Origin of the sequence: Actinoplanes sp. NPDC051494, from assembly GCF_044454705.1 — a bacterium.
In the GTDB taxonomy this organism is placed as follows: Bacteria; Actinomycetota; Actinomycetes; order Mycobacteriales; family Micromonosporaceae; genus Actinoplanes.
Window position 1 is genome coordinate 891020 of record NZ_JBITDZ010000001.1, and the last position, 18236, is coordinate 909255.

Consider the following 18236-nt stretch of genomic DNA (forward strand, 5'->3'; position numbering starts at 1 on the left):
AGCGTACGGGGGTCAGTCCTGGTCCTCGCGGTTGAGTCGTTGACTGATCACCTGGGTCACGCCGGAGCGCATCGTGACGCCGTACAGCGCGTCCGCCACCTCCATCGTGCGCTTCTGGTGGGTGATGATCAGGAGCTGGCTCTTCTCGCGGAGCTGCTGGAAGAGCGTGATCAGCCGGCCGAGGTTGACGTCGTCGAGCGCCGCCTCGACCTCGTCCATGATGTAGAAGGGGCTGGGGCGGGCCCGGAAGATGGCGCAGAGCATCGCGACCGCGGTCAGCGAGCGCTCGCCACCCGAGAGCAGCGAGAGGCGCTTGATCTTCTTGCCGGGCGGGCGGGCCTCGACCTCGACACCGGTGGTGAGCATGTCGTCGGGGTCGGTCAGGATCAGCCGGCCCTCGCCGCCCGGGAACAGGACCTGGAACACCGACTGGAACTCGCGGGCGGTGTCCTCGAACGCCGAGGCGAACACCTCGAGGATCCGCTCGTCGACGTCCTTGACCACGGTGAGCAGGTCCTTGCGGGTGGCCTTGAGGTCCTCGAGCTGGTCGGAGAGGAACTTGAAACGCTCCTCCAGCGCCGCGAACTCCTCGAGCGCCAGCGGGTTGACCTTGCCGAGCAGGGCCAGGTCCCGTTCCGCCTTGTTGGACCGCTTCTCCTGCGTCGGACGATGGAACGGGTACGGCTCCGGGGGCTCCTTACCGTCCTTCTCCGCCGCCGACACCTCGGCCTGGGTCGGAGGCACGAGCTGGTCGGGACCGTACTCGGCGACGAGCGTGTCCACGTCGAGCGAGAAGTCCTCGGCCGCTTTCGCCTCGAGCTGCTCGATGCGCATCCGCTGCTCGGCCCGCGCCACCTCGTCGCGGTGCACCTCGCTGGTCAGTCGTTCCAGTTCCGAGACCAGGCGCTTCGCGGTCGCGCGTACCTCCGAGAGCTCTGCCTCCCGGGCCGACCGGGCCCGGGCGAGCTCGTCGCGGACCTCGACCGCCGCACCCAGCGAGACCCCGACGCGGGTGAGCGCGGCCGCGGCACCCAGGGCGACGGCTTTGGCGATCTCGGCGCCGCGGGCCCGGGCGGCGCGGCGGGCCGCGGCCCGCTCCCGGGCCTGGCGTTCGGCGTTGGCCTGCCGCAGCAGTGAGTCGGCGCGGCCGGCGATGGAGGAGACCCGCTCTTCCGCCGTACGGACGGCGAGGCGCACTTCCATCTCGTTCTGCCGGGCCTGCGGCACGAGGGCGGACAGCGTGTCGCGTTCCTCGGTGGACGGCTCCTCGTCGATCGGGGTGGACTCGGCGAGGTGCAGCCGTTCCTCCAGCTCGGTGAGCCCGGCGAGGTCCCGGTCGCGGTTGCCCTCGGCCTTCTGGCGCGCCGAACCGAGCCGCTCCGACTCGGCCTTCGCGGAACGGGCGGCCGCACCGAGCTCCGCGAGGCGACGGGCGGCGGCGTTGCGCTCCCCCTCGGCGGCGCGCTTCTCGGCGGCCGCGACGTTGACGGCTTCCTTGCGCTCGGCGACCTCGGCCCGGGCGTCGGTCAGCTGGATCTTCAGCTCACCGATGGCCAGCTCGGCGGCCTCCCGCTTGCCCCGGGCCTCGTCGACCGCGGCCTGCACCTCGATGTAGCTGGTCGCCTTGCCGGAACCACCGGCCGCGGAGTGCGCGCCCAGCACGTCACCGTCGGGAGTGACCGCCCGCAGCTCGGCGTTCTCCGCGACGAGACTCACGGCGGCGGCCAGGTCCGGCACCAGGACGACATCACGCAGTACGCGGTTGAGCGCCGGCCGGATCGTGTCCGGGCAGCCGATCACGTCGGGAGCCCAGGTCGCGCCCTCCGGCAAGCGCGGGCGCAACGTGTCGAGCGGGCCCTGCGACCCCGGTGCGGCCGGACTCGCGATCACCAGGGCAGCGCGGCCGGCGTCGGTGATCTTGAGCGTACGCATGGCCTCGACGGCCTCGTCGATCCCGCTCAGCGCGACCGAGTCGGCCAGCCCACCCAGCGCGGCCGCCAGTGCGGCCTCGTGCCCCGGGCGTACGGTCAGCATCGAGGCCAGGCTGCCCAGCAGACCGGGGATCTGATCCGCGCGGCCCAGCAGCGCGCCGGCCCCGTCCTTGCGCTTGAGGCCCAGAGCCAGGGCCTCCTCGCGGGCCTTCCAGCTCGCGGCGTCCTTCTCGGCGGTGCGCTCGGCGTCGGACAGCTCCCGGACCACCGCGGCGGCCCGGTCGTGCGCGGCGACCGTCTCGGCGTGCCGCGCGTCGAGCTCCACATTGTCGCGGTCGGCCTCGCTGGACTCCGCGGAGACCGCGTCGACCTCGGCCTGCGCGGCCTCGGCCCGCATCAGGGCGTCGGTGTGCGCGGCGGCGAGTCGCTCGATCTCCTCGGCGGCACTGCCGGTCCGGGCCCGGGCCGCGTTCACCTGCCCGGTCAGCTTGGCAAGGCCCTCACGCCGGTCGGCGATGGCTTTCGCAGCCGTACGGAGTGCGCCCTCAGCCTGCAACAACTGCCGCTCGAGCTCCTGGCGGTGCTCCACCGCCTCGGCCAAGCGCATCTGGTCGTCGGTCAGCGCCTCACGCAGCTCTTCTTCCTGCTCCCGGACCCGCTCCGCCTCGGCGGCCAACTGATCGGGATCCCGCCCGGGCCGCTCGTCGTCCGGGGCCGCGGACAGGAACCGCAGCCGCTCGGAGGCCAGCTGCTCGGTCGAGCGGAAACGCTCCTGAAGAGCGGAAAGTTTGTACCAGGTGTCCTGCGCGGCCTGCAGCAGCGGAGCATCCTCGGCGTGCGACGCCTCCAGGTCGGCGAGCATCCGCTGGACCTCGCGGTTCTCCCCCTCGACCTGCCCGCGCCGGTCCCGCATCGCCGACTCGTCAGCGATCTCCTTGTCCAACGTGGTCCGCAGCGTGTGCAGGTCGTCGGCCAGCAACCGCAGCCGCGAATCCCGCAGATCGGCCTGGATCCCGGCGGCCCGCCGGGCGACCTCGGCCTGCTTGCCGAGCGGCTTGAGCTGACGTCGCAACTCGGCGGTCAGGTCGTTGAGCCGGTTCAGGTTCGTCTGCATCGCGTCGAGCTTGCGAATAGCTTTTTCTTTACGCTTACGATGCTTCAGGACCCCGGCGGCCTCCTCGATGAAGGCACGACGATCCTCGGGCTTCGCGTGCAGCATCGCGTCGAGCCGGCCCTGCCCGACGATGATGTGCATCTCCCGGCCGATACCGGAGTCGCTCAACAGCTCCTGGATGTCCAGCAGCCGGCACTGGTTACCGTTGATCTCGTACTCGCTGGCACCGTCCCGGAACATCCGGCGAGTGATCGACACCTCGGTGTAATCGATGGGCAGAGCCCCGTCACCGTTGTCGATCGTGAGCGTCACCTCGGCCCGGCCCAGCGGCGCCCGGCCCGCCGTGCCGGCGAAAATGACATCCTCCATCTTGCCGCCACGCAGCGCCTTCGCCCCCTGCTCACCGAGCACCCAGGCGATAGCGTCGACAACGTTGGACTTGCCGGAGCCGTTCGGGCCCACCACACAGGTGATACCCGGCTCCAGCCGCAACGTCGTGGCGGAGGCGAAGGACTTGAAACCCTTCACCGTCAGGCTCTTGAGGTGCACGAATCTCCGAGGGTCGGCGGTTTGCTCTGGCCAGCAGGTTACCCGCAGGCAGCCGCCATGTCCGCGCACGGCGCGCGTCCCAGCCGGTGGTGGTCCGACCCCCGGTGGGCTGTTTGTCGTTTTTCCAGGCCGCCATCACCCGCCGGGGGCCGCCGTCCCCCGCCGGAGCGCAACAGCCCGGGTGCGGACAGCGAACAAGATCGGCCCGCACTCCCGGAAGAATTGGCACAGTCAACCTGCAAAAACCGGCATTCCGGATGATCACCAGGCCAGACGCCACCCTGCCGCAGTCGTGAACAGGCGCTCCCGGAAACCGAATATCCCGCCCACCCCAGCACCGCGCCCGCCCGCGGCCGGCAACACCATCGCCATCAGCCGCACGACCTGGACCCCAAGGCTGCTCGGGCGTACCGCAAACCACCCTGAGGACTACGGAACCGATCGCCGGCGCGTTGCGGTCCGGGAGGGGGACCACCTGGTCGATCCCGCCGGGAGCCGGGAAACGGGATCCGGATGCCGCGAGCCAGGGCCCGGGCCAGGTACGCAGGCGGGTGCCGAGGGAGGCAGACGGGCGCCGGGCAACGGGCGCCAGGCGACGGGCGATGGGTGCCGAGCGACGGGCGATGGGTGCCGAGCGGCGGGTACCGGGCGGCGGGTGCCGGGCGGCGGGCGGCGGGTACCGAGGGCGGCAGACGGGTGCCGGGTGCCGGGCGGCGGGTGCCGGGCGGCGGGCGGCGGGTGCCGGGCGGCGGGCGGCGGGTGCCGGGCGGCGGGCGGCGGGCGGCGGGCGGCGGGTACCGAGGGCGGCAGACGGGTGCCGGGTGCCGGGCGGCGGGTGCCGGGCGGCGGGCGGCGGGTACCGAGGGCGGCAGACGGGTGCCGGGCGGCGGGCGGCGGGCGGCGGGTACCGAAGGCGGCAGACGGTGGTTCGGGACGGTGCCGGCCGCCGGGTTCGACGCGGTGGTCAGAGGCGGCTGCGGGCGGCAATGGCGGGCGGGACGCCCGGCGCCGGGCGGCAAGGGCGGGCCAATTCCCACCATCCGCAACTCCGACGGCACAAAGGCGCGCGGGCGGGTGGCGGTGAGCGCGAACGATTAGGTGGCGCAGAAGCCGATCTACGAGCAGCTGCCGGAAACTACCTGCGCGAACTCCGGCAAGACTGCCCAACGGTCGGCCCGGCAGGGCCAGACCGCAAGGTGGGCTCGGGCAGTGCCGGTAAAACTGCGTGAGCCTGGAAAAAGATGCGCGCCACCACTGTGCGTGGAGGCGCGCTTTCTGAATTTTTGCGTCAGATGCGAGGGGATCGCGAGCGCCTGGGGTGGACGCTCGGGGGAGCTCAGGTCAGCGCCGGCTCGCTCAGACGGAGGAGTTCGTCGGCTTCCGACGCAGCGGCAGCCAGACGGTCGTTCTCCGCGCGGAGGCGGGTGATCTCGAACTCCAGGGACTGCACCCTGGAACGCAGACGGGTGACCTCGTCGAGCAGCCGCCGATCGGGCGCCGCACCTACGTGGCCATAGAGGGCCTTCGCCATGACTTCTCCTTGTGAGACAAAAGGTCTCGTCTTTTAGCGCTGTCGGCATTACGCCGGCCAAACGCGCGCACAGTGGTAGGCACACCTGCACCCACGGACACGCGTAGGCACAAAGATCCGATCTCGGGTGGTGCATGAGATGCAGATTTACCCGGCTCAGAACTCGGACTGAGCACAGATGGGCGCGACTGGCGACACTTCTATGGTGCGCCGATGTCCAGGCTCCGTCAAGCCGTGGGACACCGCGCCGACCCTCGTCAACCAGTGAATCACGCCACCCTGGCACGTCCGTCAATTTGGATCAAGGGGTTTTACCCATCCGGATGACGGCAGACCCGGCCGGCCGACACTTCGTGCCAGCTCACGGTCACAGCAGGCAACCAGATGGCGACTGCCGCGACCGGGACGCCGGTAGTCGAGCCGACCAAGGCATGCATGAGGCGGCGATCCACACGGTTGGGCCGATCCGGACCGCAAGGTTACGAGTCGTCTGAAGGCAGCCTTAACACTTGCTTAGCGAGATTGCTCCGTATTCGTGCGACTGCTTACCGTCACGCACGTCGAAACCGCTCGATACGCGGGGACGACCGGCGCCGGGTGCCAGTGGCGGGGCACCCGGCGCGGGCACAACCGGACGCGAGGCAGACTCGAGCCCAGGCCCGATCCGGACGCACCATCAGCCCGGAGCAGCAGCCGGCCGGCACGGAAGCAGTGCCGGACCGGACACGGAGCCGGACACTCAACCCGGGCGCGGAGCCGATCGCGACACGGGCCGAGCCGGGGTGGGGGTTGTCCCGGGACGGTGACAAAGGGTGCCAAAAGGCCCGGCAAAGCAGACAAATAGCGCTAGGAAGTGTCGCCTAGGTGACAGGTTCCCGCTACTCTTCGCTGCTGCGTCGTTGCAGCCATCGTGATATCACCCCCGTCGTGCCCGCGGTGCTGAGGCCATGCGCGTCTGTCTGCTCACCGGAGGTGGGTACCCGTTCCGCCGGGACGCCCTGGCCGGATGGTGCCGTGCGCTCGTCGACGGCCTCGATGATCATCGTTTTGCCCTGGTCACCGTCTGCGATCGGGAACCACCGGGCGGGTACGCCTATCCGCTCCCGGGCCACGTGGAGTCGGCGCGTGCCGTCGCGCTGCCCCGGGATGTCCCGCGGCGGGAGGGTACCGATCAGCAGGCGACCGAGGCGGGGGCCCTGCTCTGCCGGGGACTGGTCGAGGAGAACGACGGGGACTTCGTCGCGGGGCTGAGCGCGATCGCCGCGGCGCAGACCCGGTCGCCGCTGAACGCCGTTTCGCTCGCCGATGTGCTGCTCGACGCCTGGCGCTCCGGCCGATCGTCCAACGTCAGAGGTGAGTCCAGCGTCAGAGGTGAGTCCAGCGTCAGAGGTGAGTCCAGCGTCAAAGGTGAGTCCAGCGTCAGAGGTGAGGAGGGCGGCGGGGCGAAGAACGGCGTCAGAGGGCTCAGACGGCTGAAGAACGCCAGCTCCGAGGCCGGAAGGGCGGAAGCGGACAGCGGGCCAGGACCCGGCAGCGGGCCGAGGTGGGGGTGGGGACGAGCCGGGGATGAGGGGCGGCTGCCGCGGCTCGGGGTTCGGGATGCACGGACGGCGGCGATGCTGGTTCGGCATGCGGTTCGGGCGCTGGCCGTGCCGATGCCTGAGGTTGATCTTGTGCATTGTGTGGGTGGCACGTTGCCTCTGCTCGCGGGCCTGGCGGCTCGATGGCGGACCGGTGTCCCACTGTTGCTGACCGAGGCCCGCGCTCCGGTGGCCCGGCCCCGGGCGGGTGAGGAGCGTCTCTCCCCGGCCGTGCGGACCGTGCTGCGGCGGTTCCGGCGGGCGGTGGCCCGGGCCGGGTACGCCGAGGCCGGGCTGATCGCGCCGCTGTCGGAATACCATCGTGCGTGGGCGCTGCGGAACGGTGCCTCGCCCGGGCGGCTGGTGTCCGTTCCCGCCGGGGTCGATCCGGGCGACTTCCCGGCGTCACCGGAGACCCGTACCCCGCCGTCGATCGTCTGGGCCGGCAACGGCGGTCCCGGCAGCGGTCTGCGGGCCGTGCTGGACGCTTTCGCCCGGATCACCACCGCTGTGCCCGGCACCGTGCTGCATCTGACCGGGGTCACCGCCGCCCATCAGGGTCATGCGGTCGAGGAGGTCCACCGGGCCGGGCTGGGCCGGGCGGTGCGGCTGCGCGTGGATGCCGGCCCCCGGTATGCGGACGGCCACCTCGTCGTGCACGTTCCAGGCCCGTCCGATCCGCCCTACCGGCTGATCGAGGCGATGATGTCCGGTCGCGCGGTGGTCGGCGCCGATGTGGGACCGGTCGCGGAGACGCTGGGTGACGCCGGGGTCCTCGTACCCGGCGATGATCCGGTGGCACTGGCCGCGGCCTGCATATCTCTGCTCAGCGCCCCCGCGCGCCGGCGTGCCCTGGGCGACGCGGCGCGGCGCCGGGCGCTCTCCCGGTTCACCGCCGACCGGGTCGTACGGGCCTACGGCGCGCTCTACAGCGACCTGACCGCGCCCGCACCCGCACCTTCCTACGAGCTCGCACTGGCCGTTCCCGCACCTCGCGAACCGCGGCCGGCCACGGTGCGCTGGCTCGGGGAGCACCAGTGACCATCGTCAGCCCCGCCGATCCCCGGAGGACGCCGTGAGGACCCTGTTCCCGATCTACGCCCACCCATCGCCCGAGCTCCCCGCCGACCAGGACACCTGGGTCGTGCAGGAGCGCCCCGGCCGGCGCCGTTCCCGGCACCGGATCCTGGGCAAGGTGGACCTGGACTGGGGCGGGCGGTCGCTGGCGGACGTGCTCGCCGACGTGGACACGTGGCGCGAGGACGGGGCCGAGGGGCTGTTCCTGGACCGGGCGCCGGCCGGGTCGGGCGGGGTCGGGCCGGTGGCGCTGACCGTACGGCTGGCAGCCCGTCGTGGTCTGCACCGGGTCGTGCTGAACCCGGGGGTGCCGACGCATCCGCTGTACCGCGATCTGGGCGTGAAGATCTGTACGTTCGACGGGCCGTGGTCGGCGTACCAGGGGTGGGCCGGGGACGGGGTGAGCCCCGGCGACGGGCATCTCGTGCACGGGGTGCCACCGGAGCTGCTGACCGCCGCGCGCCGGCTGATGGGCCGGCGCGGGGCGGGGTTCGGGCTGGCCACCGACGCCAGCCCGCACACGCTCAGCGCAGCGGCACCCGCGGGCGGGGCTGACAGTGCGGACAGCTGTACGACGAGCGGTTCATGAACTGTTCCCGCCGCATCGCCGCGCCGCAGCGGTGGCACGGCAGCCCCTCCCGGCCGTACGCGTCGAGTGACCGGTCGAAGTAGCCGCTCTCCCCGTTCACGTTGACGTACAGCGCGTCGAAACTGGTGCCACCGGCCACGATGGCTTCGCCCAGCACCGCGCGCACGTCGGCGAGCAGCCGCCGGACCGCCGGCTTGGTCAGCGCGTCCGTGGGCCGGGTGCCGTGCAGCTTCGAGCGCCACAGCGCCTCGTCGGCGTAGATGTTGCCGATGCCCGAGATGAGCGTCTGGTCGAGCAGTGCCCGTTTGACCTCGGTGCGTTTGCGGCGGATCGCGGCGACGAACGCCTCGTCGTCGAAGAGCGGGTCCATCGGGTCGCGGGCGATGTGCGCGATCTCGTCCGGCAGCTCGGCGCCGCCCTCCGAGACCGACAGGCCGCCGAACGTTCGCTGGTCGACGAAGCGCAGCTCGGGGCCGTCGTCGGCGAACGCGAACCGGACCCGCAGGTGGGTCTCGTCGGGCGCCTCGGCGGGCTGCATCAGCAGCTGGCCGCTCATCCCCAGGTGCGCGATGATCGCGTCCCCGGAGTCGAGCGGCAGCCACAGATATTTGCCGCGCCGGGAGACACCGGTCACGGTCCGGCCGGCCAGCACGGCGGCGAAGTGCACGTCACCGGGCACGTGGCGGCGGATCGCGCGGGGATGGCGCACCTCGACCGTGTCGACGCGGCGGCCGGCGACCCATGTCGCCAGACCCTGGCGGACGGTCTCTACCTCGGGAAGCTCGGGCATCAGTCTCTCTAGATGGTGTACGGCCAGACGGCGACCAGGTACGCGCCGTACCAGAGTCCGAACGCGGCCCAGGCGGAGATCGCCAGGATCGCGACGCGGGGACGGGCCCGTGCGGCGGCTGCGGCCGCGGGCAACAACGTCAACAGTACGGGGAGCAGCAGCCGCGGTTTGGAGTGGTAATAGCCCGCTTGTCCGTACACGAGGATCATGGCGACGATGCCGTAGACCGCCAGGGGCAGCCACGGCCGGCCGGCCAGTGCCACACCCGCCGCGGCCAGGGCGACGAGCAGGATCAGGGCGACACTCATCGGCACCCAGCCGTCCGCGAGCGTCAGGGTGTCGGACAGGAAGCCGATCGTGCTGTCACCGAAGTCGAACGAGGTTCCCCAGCCCGCGGTCTGGATCTTGAACCAGGCGTCCACCTCACCGACCCGCCACCCCACCCAACCCAGATACGCGGGTACGCCGGCGAGTGCGACCGCCGCGGCGACCAGCGGCGGCCACTTCTTCTCGTCCCGGTGCTCCCGGATCGCGACCAGCGCGGCGACGGCCAGGGCCACCGCGGCGGCCGCCCCGGTCGGACGGGTCAGCGCGCAGCCCAGCCCCAGCAGGCCGGCCGCCCACCAGACCCGCCGGTGCGCGGCCACCAGCATCCCGGCGACCAGTGCGAGGAACAGGCTCTCCGAGTACGCCATGGACAGCACCACCGACATCGGGGCGCCGCAGCAGATCCCGACCAGCGCCCAGCCGGCCCGGCGGCTCTTGAACAGGCTGGTGCCGAGCAGGTGCAGGGCCACGGCCGCGCCGAGGGACGCGAGCCAGCTCACGGCCAGCGCGGCACTTCCCGGGTCGAAGCCGATCGCGGACAGGGCCCGGATCAGCATCGGGTACAGCGGGAAGAACGCCAGCTCGTTGCCTTCGAGCGCGCCGTTCTGGGCGTACGTGTATCCCTGCGGGTAGCCGGCGGCGACCCGCTGGAACCAGCCACCGTCCCAGATCAGCAGGTTGCTGCGCAGGCCGGCCGGGTCGGGGATGGCCCGGTCGAGGCCGACGAGCAGCAGGATCTGTACGACCCGGGTCAGCACGAGGATCCCGGCCGCCACCGCGACGCCGTGCCAGCGGCCGGCCAGGTCCCAGAGACGCTCGGCAGGGGCGGCGGTCCTCGTCTCCTCCTCCGCCGTCATGCTCACGAGCCGTCGAGGCTCTCGTCGGGCTTCTCCTCAGGTGTCTCGTCCACGTGACCGCCGCCGGCCACCGCGGGCGGCGGGGTCTCGGCCTCGGCCCGGTCGGTGAGCACCCGCCAGGCGGCCGCCGCGGCCCGCTGCTCCGCCTGCTTCTTGCTACGCCCGTCCGAACCGCCGTAGCGCTCGCCGGCCACCACCACCCAGGCGGTGAACGTCTTGGCGTGGTCCGGCCCGGCGTCGTCGATCACGTAGTCGGGCACGCCCAGGCCCAGCGCGGCGGTCAGCTCCTGCAGGCTGGTCTTCCAGTCGAGCGCGGCACCCCGCCCGGCCGACTCGGCCATCAGCGGGTCGAACAGCCGGTGGATGACCTCCCCGGCGATGTCCAGACCGTGCTCCAGGTAGATCGCGCCGAGCAGCGCCTCCAGCGTGTCGGCCAGGATGCTGGCCTTGTCCCGGCCCCCGGTCGTCTCCTCGCCCTTGCCGAGCAGCAGGTGCGGACCCAGACCGGCGGGACCGAGGGTACGGGCGACGTCGGCCAGCGCGTGCATGTTCACCACGCTCGCGCGCAGCTTGGCGAGCTGCCCCTCGGGCAGGTCGGGGTGGTTGTGGAACAGCGCCGAGGTGATCACCACGCCGAGCACCGAGTCACCCAGGAACTCCAGGCGCTCGTTGGTGGGAAGACCACCGTTCTCGTACGCGTACGAGCGGTGGGTCAGGGCCCGTTCGAGCAGTCCCGGCTCGAACGGGACGCCGAACGCCTCTTCGAGCGGCTCGGTGGAGGGCCGTACCCGCCTGTTGCTGTTGCTCATGAACCACCTCTGGTTACTTCGGGGGAACTCTGGGTCAGCTCATTGATGAGCGATACGGCACCACTGCGGCGCAGAGAGGCGGCGAGGCCGATCCCGGCGGCGACATCATGACTGGAGGCGGCACCGTGGCAGACGACCACGGTGCCGGCGACACCGAGCAGCACGGCGGCCCGCGGTGGCGGGGCGGTGCCGGGGTTGGGGGTGCCGAGGGCGGCGTACGCGGCTTCCAGGCCCTTGAGCAGGACATTTCCGCTGAAACCGTCGGTCACCACCACATCGGCGGGGGCGCCGCTCACTACATCGTTGCCCTCGACGAGCCCGACGTAGCGGGCGCCGCCGGGCAGCTCGAGGTCCTCGAACAGGCCGGGGGCGGCGCGGCGCAGACGGTCGCCCTTGCCGTGCTCGGTGCCGATGGTGAGCAAGCCCACCCGGGGCGCGGCGATGCCGTGCACCGCGGACGCGTACGCGGCGCCGAGGCGGGCGTGCATGGCGAGGGTGTGCTCGTCCGGGTCGACGGAGGAACCCACGTCGAGCAGGATGATGCGGCCGGCGGCGCTGGGCAGCACGGCGGCGAGAGGGGGACGGCGCACGCCGGGCCGGCGGCCCATGGCGAGCGCGGCCGAGGTGACGATGGCGCCGGTGTCGCCGGCGGAGACAACCGCGTCGGCGAGACCTTCGGCGACCGCGCGCACCGCGGTGCGCGCCCCGGACTCGGACATCAAGCCGCGTTCGGCTCGCGCGCCGCGGCCAGGCTGGTCGGCGGTCCCGGCGCGATCGGGCTGGCCGACGCGATCGGGCTGGCCGACGCGATCGGGCTGGCCGACGCGATCGGGGCGACCGGCGGTCCCGGCGCGATCGGGCTGGCCGACGCGACCGGGGCGACCGGCGGCTCCGGCTTGATCGCGGCCGGCGGGTTCGAAGGCGAGTGCGCGGACGCGGTCGTGGTGGTCCGGCGGGAGGGCGGCCAGGACCGTCTCGGCGGCCTCGACCGGGCCGACAAGCAGCAGCGTAAGGGCCGGATCGGCCTGGCAAGCGCGCAGAGCGCCGTCAACCACGACGGCGGGAGCTTCGTCCCCGCCGAGGAGGTCAACGGCGATCCGCACGGTGCCCCGTTCCGCAGCGGTGGCGGCCTGCTGGCCGCTCCGCGCCGGAGCCGGGGCACCGGACGTTCGTCGTTGCCCGGACTCGACCCGCCCGATGATCGGGCGCGTCACTCCTCGAGGTCAGACCTCGATGACCTGACGGCCGTTGTAGGTGCCGCAGACCCCGCACGCAGTGTGCGGCAGGTGCGGCGACTTGCACTGGGGGCACTCCACGGTCTGCACCACGGTCGCCTTCCAGTTCGCCCGGCGGGACCGGGTGTTGCTGCGCGACATCTTGCGCTTGGGGACGGCCACGGTACCTACTCCTCAGTGTTCGAAAGATTGCGCAAAGCGGCCCAGCGAGGATCGACGTCCTCGTGGCTGTGGTCAGCCGGAAGATCGTCGAGATGCACCCCGCACTCGGGGCACAACCCTGGGCAGTCCGGCCGGCAGACCGGGTTGGTCGGCAGTGTGAGCACCACCGCGTCCCGCAATGCCGGCTCCAGGTCGAGCAGGTCGCCCTGCATCCGGCCCACCTCGTCCTCGTCCGTCGTCTCTTCCGTGGTGCTGTCCGCATACGCGTACAGCTCCCCGATCGTGACGGCGAACGACTGGGAGATCTCGTCGAGACAGCGCCCGCACTCACCCTGCAGTGAGCCGCGGACGGTGCCGCTGACGTACACACCCTCGGAGACCGACGTCATGCTCAGATCGAGCTCGAGGTCGGAACCCGTGGGCACCGAGATCAATTCAAGACCGAGGTCCTTGGGAGCCGGTACGACCCGCTTGAGGGCACGCGTCGCCCCGGGCTGGCGCGGGAGTTTCGTCGTGTCGACGACCAGCGGCTGCCTGGGATCGAGGTGTTTCAGCGAAGTCTTGGGCATCATGAACTCTCAGCCATGGGTAGGCCGACAGAAAAGGTTACCTGAGCAGCGGGCGCACCGTCGAATCGGCCCCTGATCGGGACACCCAACTCTATCGCGTGCCCCGAGGCAGCTCAGAACGGCAGGGGCCGCTCGCTGTCCTCGCCCTGGAACGTGCCGATCTCGCGCAGCGCGTGCATCTTGTCGCGGCCACGCTCTATCGACGACAACGCCCTGGTGAGGAACTGCTCGAAGTTGGCCAGCGCGGTGTCGACGTAGTCGTCGACCTCCTCGCGCAGGCGCTGGGCCTCGGCCCGGGCCTCGGCGACGATCCGGGCCCCCTCGTGCTCGGCCGAGACGGTGATCTCGTTGACCGAGACCAGCCGGCCGTGTTCGGCCTCACCCTCGCTGATGATCCGGTCCGCCTCGCGCTTGCCGGCGTCGATGATCTTGTCGCGCTCCTCCAGGAGCGCGACCGCCCGGCGCAGGTCGCCCGGCAACTCCGAACGCAGCTCGTCGAGGAGCGCGATCATCTCGCCGCGGTCGAACATGTAGTTGGTCCGGGACATCGGGACCGAACGAGACTGCTCCACCATGGAGATGATCTCGTCGATGCGGTCGAGCGGATCCACCGGCGCCTCACTCCTGTCAGCTCGCACTCACGCTGAGTGGTGCGATCACGTTACTGCCGAACCCGGCGGCACAGCCTTGTAGGCCACGCCGTCAGTTTTGCCGCAACCTGGTCACGAGTCGCTCGCGGACGAAATCCGGGACATAGGACGACGCGTCCCCGCCCCACTTGACGACGTCCTTGACCAGGCTCGACGAAAGGAACGAATAGGTCGGGTTGGTGGGCATGAACAGGGTCTCCACGCCGGAGAGCCCGATGTTCATCTGCGCCATCTGCAACTCGTAGTCGAAGTCGCTGACCGCGCGCAGGCCCTTGATCACCACCGCGGCACCCTGCGCCCGGCAGAAGTCCACGAGCAGGCCGTGGAAGGACTCGACGCGTACGTTGCCGTACGCGCTGGTCGCCTCCCCCAGCATCTCGATGCGTTCCTCGATGGTGAAAAGGCCGGATTTCGTCTGATTGATCAGCACGCCGACGATCACCTCGTCGAACAGCCGGCTGGCTCGCCCGACGATGTCGAGATGACCGTTGGTGACCGGATCAAAGGAACCGGGACAGACCGCACGCCTCATGAGCGGCGACCGTACCAAAGAGTGGTCTCGCCGTAACGCCGGCTACGGTCCGCGGCGATCCCGTCGACCCAGCTCAGCGGTTCGCCCCGGACCGCCGTACGAGATGATCGCTCGAACGTCACCACCGCGTCGTCGCTCAGCCATCCGTTGGTCACCAGCAGCCGCTGGACCTCGTCGACCTCGTCGTCGGTGACCGCGTAGGGCGGGTCCGCGAAGACCACGTCGTACGGTCCGCCCTCCGGGGTCGCGGCGAGCAGCTGGGTCACCTTGCCGGTGACCAGCCGCGCGGCGTTGCCGACACGCAGGGTCACAATGTTGTCGCGGATCGCCCGGGCCGCCCTGGCGTCGGCCTCCACGAGCAACGAGTAGGCGGCGCCGCGGGACAACGCCTCCAACCCGATCGCTCCGGAACCCGCATAAAGGTCGGCGAAACGGGCACCGTCCAGATCGGTCATGGTGTCGAGCGCGCTGAAGTACGCCTCACGCACCCGGTCCGAGGTGGGCCGGGTCTTGTCACCCGGCGGAGCGGCCAGCCGCCGCCCGCCGTGCGCCCCGGCGATGATCCGCGTCACGCGCCCGGGCCCGGCAGCTCACGGGGCTCGCCCGCAGGTTCGAGTAGCACGACATGACGCTACGCCACCACCTCCGACCGACCACTCCGGAGTGAACTTTCCCCTCGCCCATTCCCGGAAATGACCACTCAGAGCACATCCGCGAAAGCTCTGCGCTCAACGAAGATCTCAAATCCGCATCAACGGGCTTAGCGCGACCTGAGATGTTTTTCAGATAGGCATCAGTCGCTATGGTCGGTCAGCCGCCGATGAAACGCTGTCGGCTCGACGATGCGGGGAGGTATCGTCGCTGGCCCTCGCGGAACCCCCATGTCCACACGCGATGGTCGCCGAATTCCCCGTGCCGTGCCCCTCGGTCCTCACCACAGGAGTATTGGCGTGAACCTGTTCAAGTCCCCGCTACGGCGTACGACGGCCCTCGCGGCCGGCGCGTTCATCGGCCTGGCCGGCGCTTTCGCCGTGACCGGCCCGGCCAGCGCGCACGCGCCTGAGGTCAAGGGCTCCACCAGCTGCATCGCTGACGGCAAGTGGACCGTCAACTGGGCCGCCGGCAACGACTGGCGCACCGAGGGCACGATCGACGCCGTCGACGTCTCCACCTCGGCCGGCGTCGACAAGACCGCCCAGGACAAGAACAAGTACAACGGCGGCTGGAACAAGCCCGGCAAGGGCGGCAACAACGGCGGTGACGGAAACGTCGTCTGGACGCCGACCACCGCCGGCGAGATCGCCCCCGGCGCCAAGGTCGACCCGAACTACGCGAACCCCAAGAAGGGCTCGACCGAGTTCGCCGCCACCGACACGGTCGCCGCGCTGCGCGTGCACATGACCTGGACCGATGGCGCTTCTGCCAGCCGGATCGCGGTCGTCTCCAAGCCGGCCGAGTGCGTCGTCGTCCCGCCGTCGCCGTCGTCGCCGAGCCCGTCCCCGTCGACCTCCACCGAGGCCTCGCCGACCCCGTCCGCGTCGACCTCGACCAGCGCGTCGCCGACCCCGTCGGCGTCCGCCTCCACCAGCCCGACGCCGACCCCGTCGGAGACCACCCCGGTCATCGGCGACGCGACCCCGATCTTCGAGATCAACTGTGACTCGGTCACGCTGGGCCTCGACAACCCCGCCGACGGCGTCGAGATCCCGCTGGTGCTCGAGCCGAGCAAGGGTGACAAGCAGACCCTCGTCGTCAAGCCGGGCGAGAAGAAGTCCGCGACGTTCGAGGCCTCCGAGGGCTTCACCGTCAAGATCTACGTCGAGGGCTTCGAGGACGACTCGGAGACCGTGGCGTGGGAGGCCCCCGAGGGCTGTGACACCGCCGGCTCGGGTGGTGGCGAGGACGAGGGTGACTCCCTGCCGCTGACCGGTGCGGCTGCCGGCAGCATCGCCGCCGGTGCGGGTGTTCTGCTCGCCGGTGGTCTGGCTCTGTTCTTCGTCGCTCGTCGCCGCAAGGTCAAGTTCACCGCCTGACCTGGCCGCGCCTAGCGCGTAACGCCTGAAACGAAGGGCGCGCCGACCATCACGGTCGACGCGCCCTTCGTCGTTTCCGGCACTCTCCATTGTCGACGTGGTCGCGCTCGGTATAGCGATGGTCTCGGATGTGCAACAACCGTCTTAGCGGCTCCTGAGGCATTCCACAGATTCGGCGGAGTCGATAGGGTCATCGCGCCGACGACACGCTATCGGCTCGACGTCGTGACCTCCCTCGTCTTTCAGTCCCGTAAGGCGGCTCTGTTGAAAACCCTGTTCCATCGTGTCGCGGCGATCGCCGCCGGCTCCCTTGTCGGCCTCACCGGGCTGATGGCCATCGCCTCGCCCGCCAGCGCCGCCGGAACCACCACGGTCACCGGTTCCGCCGAGTGCGTCACCGCGAAGAGCGAGTGGGTCATCTCCTGGACGGTCGGTAACGGCGACCCCAACTACGCGGCGGTCAGCAACCTGACCGCCACCCCGGCGACCCTTCCCGTCCCGGTGTCGGCCGACGGCAACCAGCTCAAGAACGGTTACTCCCTGTTCCCCGCGCAGCGGAAAGAGGGCAACCCGCCCAGCCGGGAGACGTTCACGACGACGGCACCCGGTGGCACCGCGTCGGCGTCGATCTCGTTCGTGACCCTGGCCGGCAAGAACAAGGACACCGACAACACGGCCTCCGTGCAGCTCGGTGACTGCAAGCCGGCCCAGGAGCCCTGCAAGACCGCCGACGAGCTGCGCTTCAAGCACACGTTCGCGGTGGCTGACGGCAAGGCGACCGCGACGGTGGCCCTGAAGGACGGGCAGACGCTGTGTGAGGGTGCGAGCGAGCCCGTCTCGCTGGTCACGTACTTCGCGCCGAAGCCGCAGTTCTCCGTGCCGCAGTACCTGTTCGACAGCGCGACCGCGACGATCACCAACGAGAACCGCTCGGTGGAGCTCAGCGCCGACCTGCCCGCCTGCAACGTCCAGGCCGACCTGTTCTTCGGTGGCGAGGGCGACATCATCCCCGAGATCACCGAGGGTGGTAAGCGCTACAACGACACCAAGCTGGGCAGCAACGCGGGTACGGGTGGCCGCTCGGAGGGTCCCGACGGCTGGTTCAACGGCGGCAGCAAGGCCTGCCAGAGCCCGGCGGTCGAGCCGCTGTCCAGCTGCGACGGCTCGATCACGGTCAACCTGAGCAACACCGGTGAGCTCAGCAGGTACCCGGTCGACTTCACGGTCAAGGCCGGCGAGTTCAGCAGGACCGTCACGGTCGCGCCCGGCAAGGGTGACACCGTCGAGGTCCCGGCCGGTTCCGGCACCGTCACGGTGACCGCCGACGGCCTGGACACCGTCACGTACGACTGGGAGCGGCCGGCGGACTGCCCGCAGCCGTCCCTGACGGTCGAGAACGACTGCAAGACGGTGACCGTCACGGTGACCAACCCGGAGGGTGTCACGCCGGCGACCGCCACGGTGACCTACGGTGGCGAGTCCAAGTCGCTGACCGTGGCTCCGGGCGAGTCCGGCAACGTCACCTTCCCGGCCGGTGAGGCCACCGAGGCGACCGTCGTGTTCGAGGGCCAGAAGCCGGCCACGATCGCGGTCGAGGCCAAGGAGTGCGGCGAGAACGGCGGAGGCACCCCCAGCCCCAGCCCGAGTGCCAGCGCCAGCGCCAGCGCCACTGCCAGCCCGAGCCCGAGCACCACTCCCAGCGGCGACGGTTCGACCGGCGGCAACGCCGGTGGTGACGACACCGAGGGCGGGCTCCCGGTGACCGGTGCCGCCGCCGGTGGCATCGCGGCCGGCGCGGTGGCGCTGCTCGTGGCCGGCGGGGTGCTCTTCTTCCTGGCCCGGCGCCGCAAGGTGAAGTTCACCGCGTAGCAAGCACATGGAAATGGGCCCGCCGATCATTC

The 18236-nt window shown here is 70.9% G+C and carries 15 protein-coding genes; 4 read left to right on the forward strand and 11 right to left on the reverse strand.

The window, feature by feature from the left end; translation table 11 throughout:
* Positions 1 to 12 precede the first annotated feature (12 nt).
* Positions 13 to 3594: a chromosome segregation protein SMC gene (gene smc / locus ACIA6A_RS04135; RefSeq protein ID WP_396095908.1), complete on the reverse strand. Its 3582-nt coding sequence runs from the start codon at positions 3592 to 3594 to the stop codon at positions 13 to 15.
* 1336 nt (positions 3595 to 4930) lie between these two features.
* Positions 4931 to 5125 (reverse strand): hypothetical protein, encoded by a 195-nt coding sequence (locus ACIA6A_RS04140; RefSeq protein WP_396095909.1) that lies wholly within the window; start codon positions 5123 to 5125, stop codon positions 4931 to 4933.
* Between the two features lie 947 nt (positions 5126 to 6072).
* Between ACIA6A_RS04140 and ACIA6A_RS04145 the strand changes: the two genes are divergently transcribed.
* Together ACIA6A_RS04145 and ACIA6A_RS04150 are read left to right on the forward strand one after the other, a co-directional pair.
* Complete coding sequence (locus tag ACIA6A_RS04145; protein WP_396095910.1) at positions 6073 to 7746, forward strand: DUF3492 domain-containing protein; 1674 nt, start codon at positions 6073 to 6075, stop codon at positions 7744 to 7746.
* Positions 7747 to 7780: 34 nt separating this feature from the next.
* Positions 7781 to 8371: a Spherulin-4 gene (locus ACIA6A_RS04150; protein WP_396095911.1), complete on the forward strand. Its 591-nt coding sequence runs from the start codon at positions 7781 to 7783 to the stop codon at positions 8369 to 8371.
* Here ACIA6A_RS04150 and mutM read toward each other — a convergent pair.
* The 9 genes from mutM to rsmD form a co-directional block, all read right to left on the reverse strand.
* Positions 8307 to 9161 (reverse strand): bifunctional DNA-formamidopyrimidine glycosylase/DNA-(apurinic or apyrimidinic site) lyase, encoded by an 855-nt coding sequence (gene mutM / locus ACIA6A_RS04155; RefSeq protein WP_396095912.1) that lies wholly within the window; start codon positions 9159 to 9161, stop codon positions 8307 to 8309. The genes ACIA6A_RS04150 and mutM overlap by 65 nt on opposite strands.
* Positions 9162 to 9169: 8 nt before the next feature.
* Positions 9170 to 10345 carry a hypothetical protein gene (locus ACIA6A_RS04160; protein WP_396095913.1) on the reverse strand — a complete coding sequence of 392 codons (1176 nt, stop codon included), beginning with the start codon at positions 10343 to 10345 and terminating at the stop codon, positions 9170 to 9172.
* Between the two features lie 2 nt (positions 10346 to 10347).
* Complete coding sequence (rnc, locus tag ACIA6A_RS04165) at positions 10348 to 11154, reverse strand: ribonuclease III (protein WP_396095914.1); 807 nt, start codon at positions 11152 to 11154, stop codon at positions 10348 to 10350.
* Positions 11151 to 12257: a phosphate acyltransferase PlsX gene (locus ACIA6A_RS04170; RefSeq protein ID WP_396096448.1), complete on the reverse strand. Its 1107-nt coding sequence runs from the start codon at positions 12255 to 12257 to the stop codon at positions 11151 to 11153. Before ACIA6A_RS04170 ends, rnc begins: the two co-directional genes overlap by 4 nt.
* A gap of 120 nt (positions 12258 to 12377) precedes the next feature.
* On the reverse strand, positions 12378 to 12551 hold the full coding sequence (gene rpmF / locus ACIA6A_RS04175) for a 50S ribosomal protein L32 (protein ID WP_396095915.1): 174 nt from the start codon (positions 12549 to 12551) through the stop codon (positions 12378 to 12380).
* Positions 12552 to 12556: 5 nt separating this feature from the next.
* Positions 12557 to 13120 carry a YceD family protein gene (locus tag ACIA6A_RS04180; protein WP_396095916.1) on the reverse strand — a complete coding sequence of 188 codons (564 nt, stop codon included), beginning with the start codon at positions 13118 to 13120 and terminating at the stop codon, positions 12557 to 12559.
* 113 nt (positions 13121 to 13233) lie between these two features.
* On the reverse strand, positions 13234 to 13731 hold the full coding sequence (locus tag ACIA6A_RS04185) for a hypothetical protein (RefSeq protein ID WP_396095917.1): 498 nt from the start codon (positions 13729 to 13731) through the stop codon (positions 13234 to 13236).
* 91 nt (positions 13732 to 13822) lie between these two features.
* On the reverse strand, positions 13823 to 14302 hold the full coding sequence (gene coaD, locus ACIA6A_RS04190; RefSeq protein ID WP_396095918.1) for a pantetheine-phosphate adenylyltransferase: 480 nt from the start codon (positions 14300 to 14302) through the stop codon (positions 13823 to 13825).
* A complete protein-coding gene (rsmD, locus tag ACIA6A_RS04195) occupies positions 14299 to 14874 on the reverse strand; it encodes a 16S rRNA (guanine(966)-N(2))-methyltransferase RsmD (RefSeq protein ID WP_396095919.1) in 576 nt (191 codons plus the stop codon). Before rsmD ends, coaD begins: the two co-directional genes overlap by 4 nt.
* Before the next feature lie 378 nt (positions 14875 to 15252).
* Here rsmD and ACIA6A_RS04200 point away from each other — a divergent pair, with 378 nt between their 5' ends.
* Positions 15253 to 16335 carry an LPXTG cell wall anchor domain-containing protein gene (locus tag ACIA6A_RS04200; protein ID WP_396095920.1) on the forward strand — a complete coding sequence of 361 codons (1083 nt, stop codon included), beginning with the start codon at positions 15253 to 15255 and terminating at the stop codon, positions 16333 to 16335.
* A 264-nt stretch (positions 16336 to 16599) separates the two neighbouring features.
* Positions 16600 to 18204, forward strand: a complete 1605-nt coding sequence (locus tag ACIA6A_RS04205) for a cell wall anchor protein (protein ID WP_396095921.1) — start codon at positions 16600 to 16602, stop codon at positions 18202 to 18204.
* The last annotated feature ends 32 nt before the right edge of the window (positions 18205 to 18236 follow it).

Coding starts and splice junctions, on each gene's coding strand:
- ACIA6A_RS04140 (WP_396095909.1), bottom strand. CDS start 5,125: ATGGCGAAGGCCCTCTATGGCCACGTAGGTGCGGCGCCCGATCGGCGG.
- ACIA6A_RS04145 (WP_396095910.1), top strand. CDS start 6,073: ATGCGCGTCTGTCTGCTCACCGGAGGTGGGTACCCGTTCCGCCGGGAC.
- mutM (WP_396095912.1), bottom strand. CDS start 9,161: ATGCCCGAGCTTCCCGAGGTAGAGACCGTCCGCCAGGGTCTGGCGACA.
- ACIA6A_RS04160 (WP_396095913.1), bottom strand. CDS start 10,345: ATGACGGCGGAGGAGGAGACGAGGACCGCCGCCCCTGCCGAGCGTCTC.
- rnc (WP_396095914.1), bottom strand. CDS start 11,154: ATGAGCAACAGCAACAGGCGGGTACGGCCCTCCACCGAGCCGCTCGAA.
- ACIA6A_RS04180 (WP_396095916.1), bottom strand. CDS start 13,120: ATGCCCAAGACTTCGCTGAAACACCTCGATCCCAGGCAGCCGCTGGTC.
- coaD (WP_396095918.1), bottom strand. CDS start 14,302: ATGAGGCGTGCGGTCTGTCCCGGTTCCTTTGATCCGGTCACCAACGGT.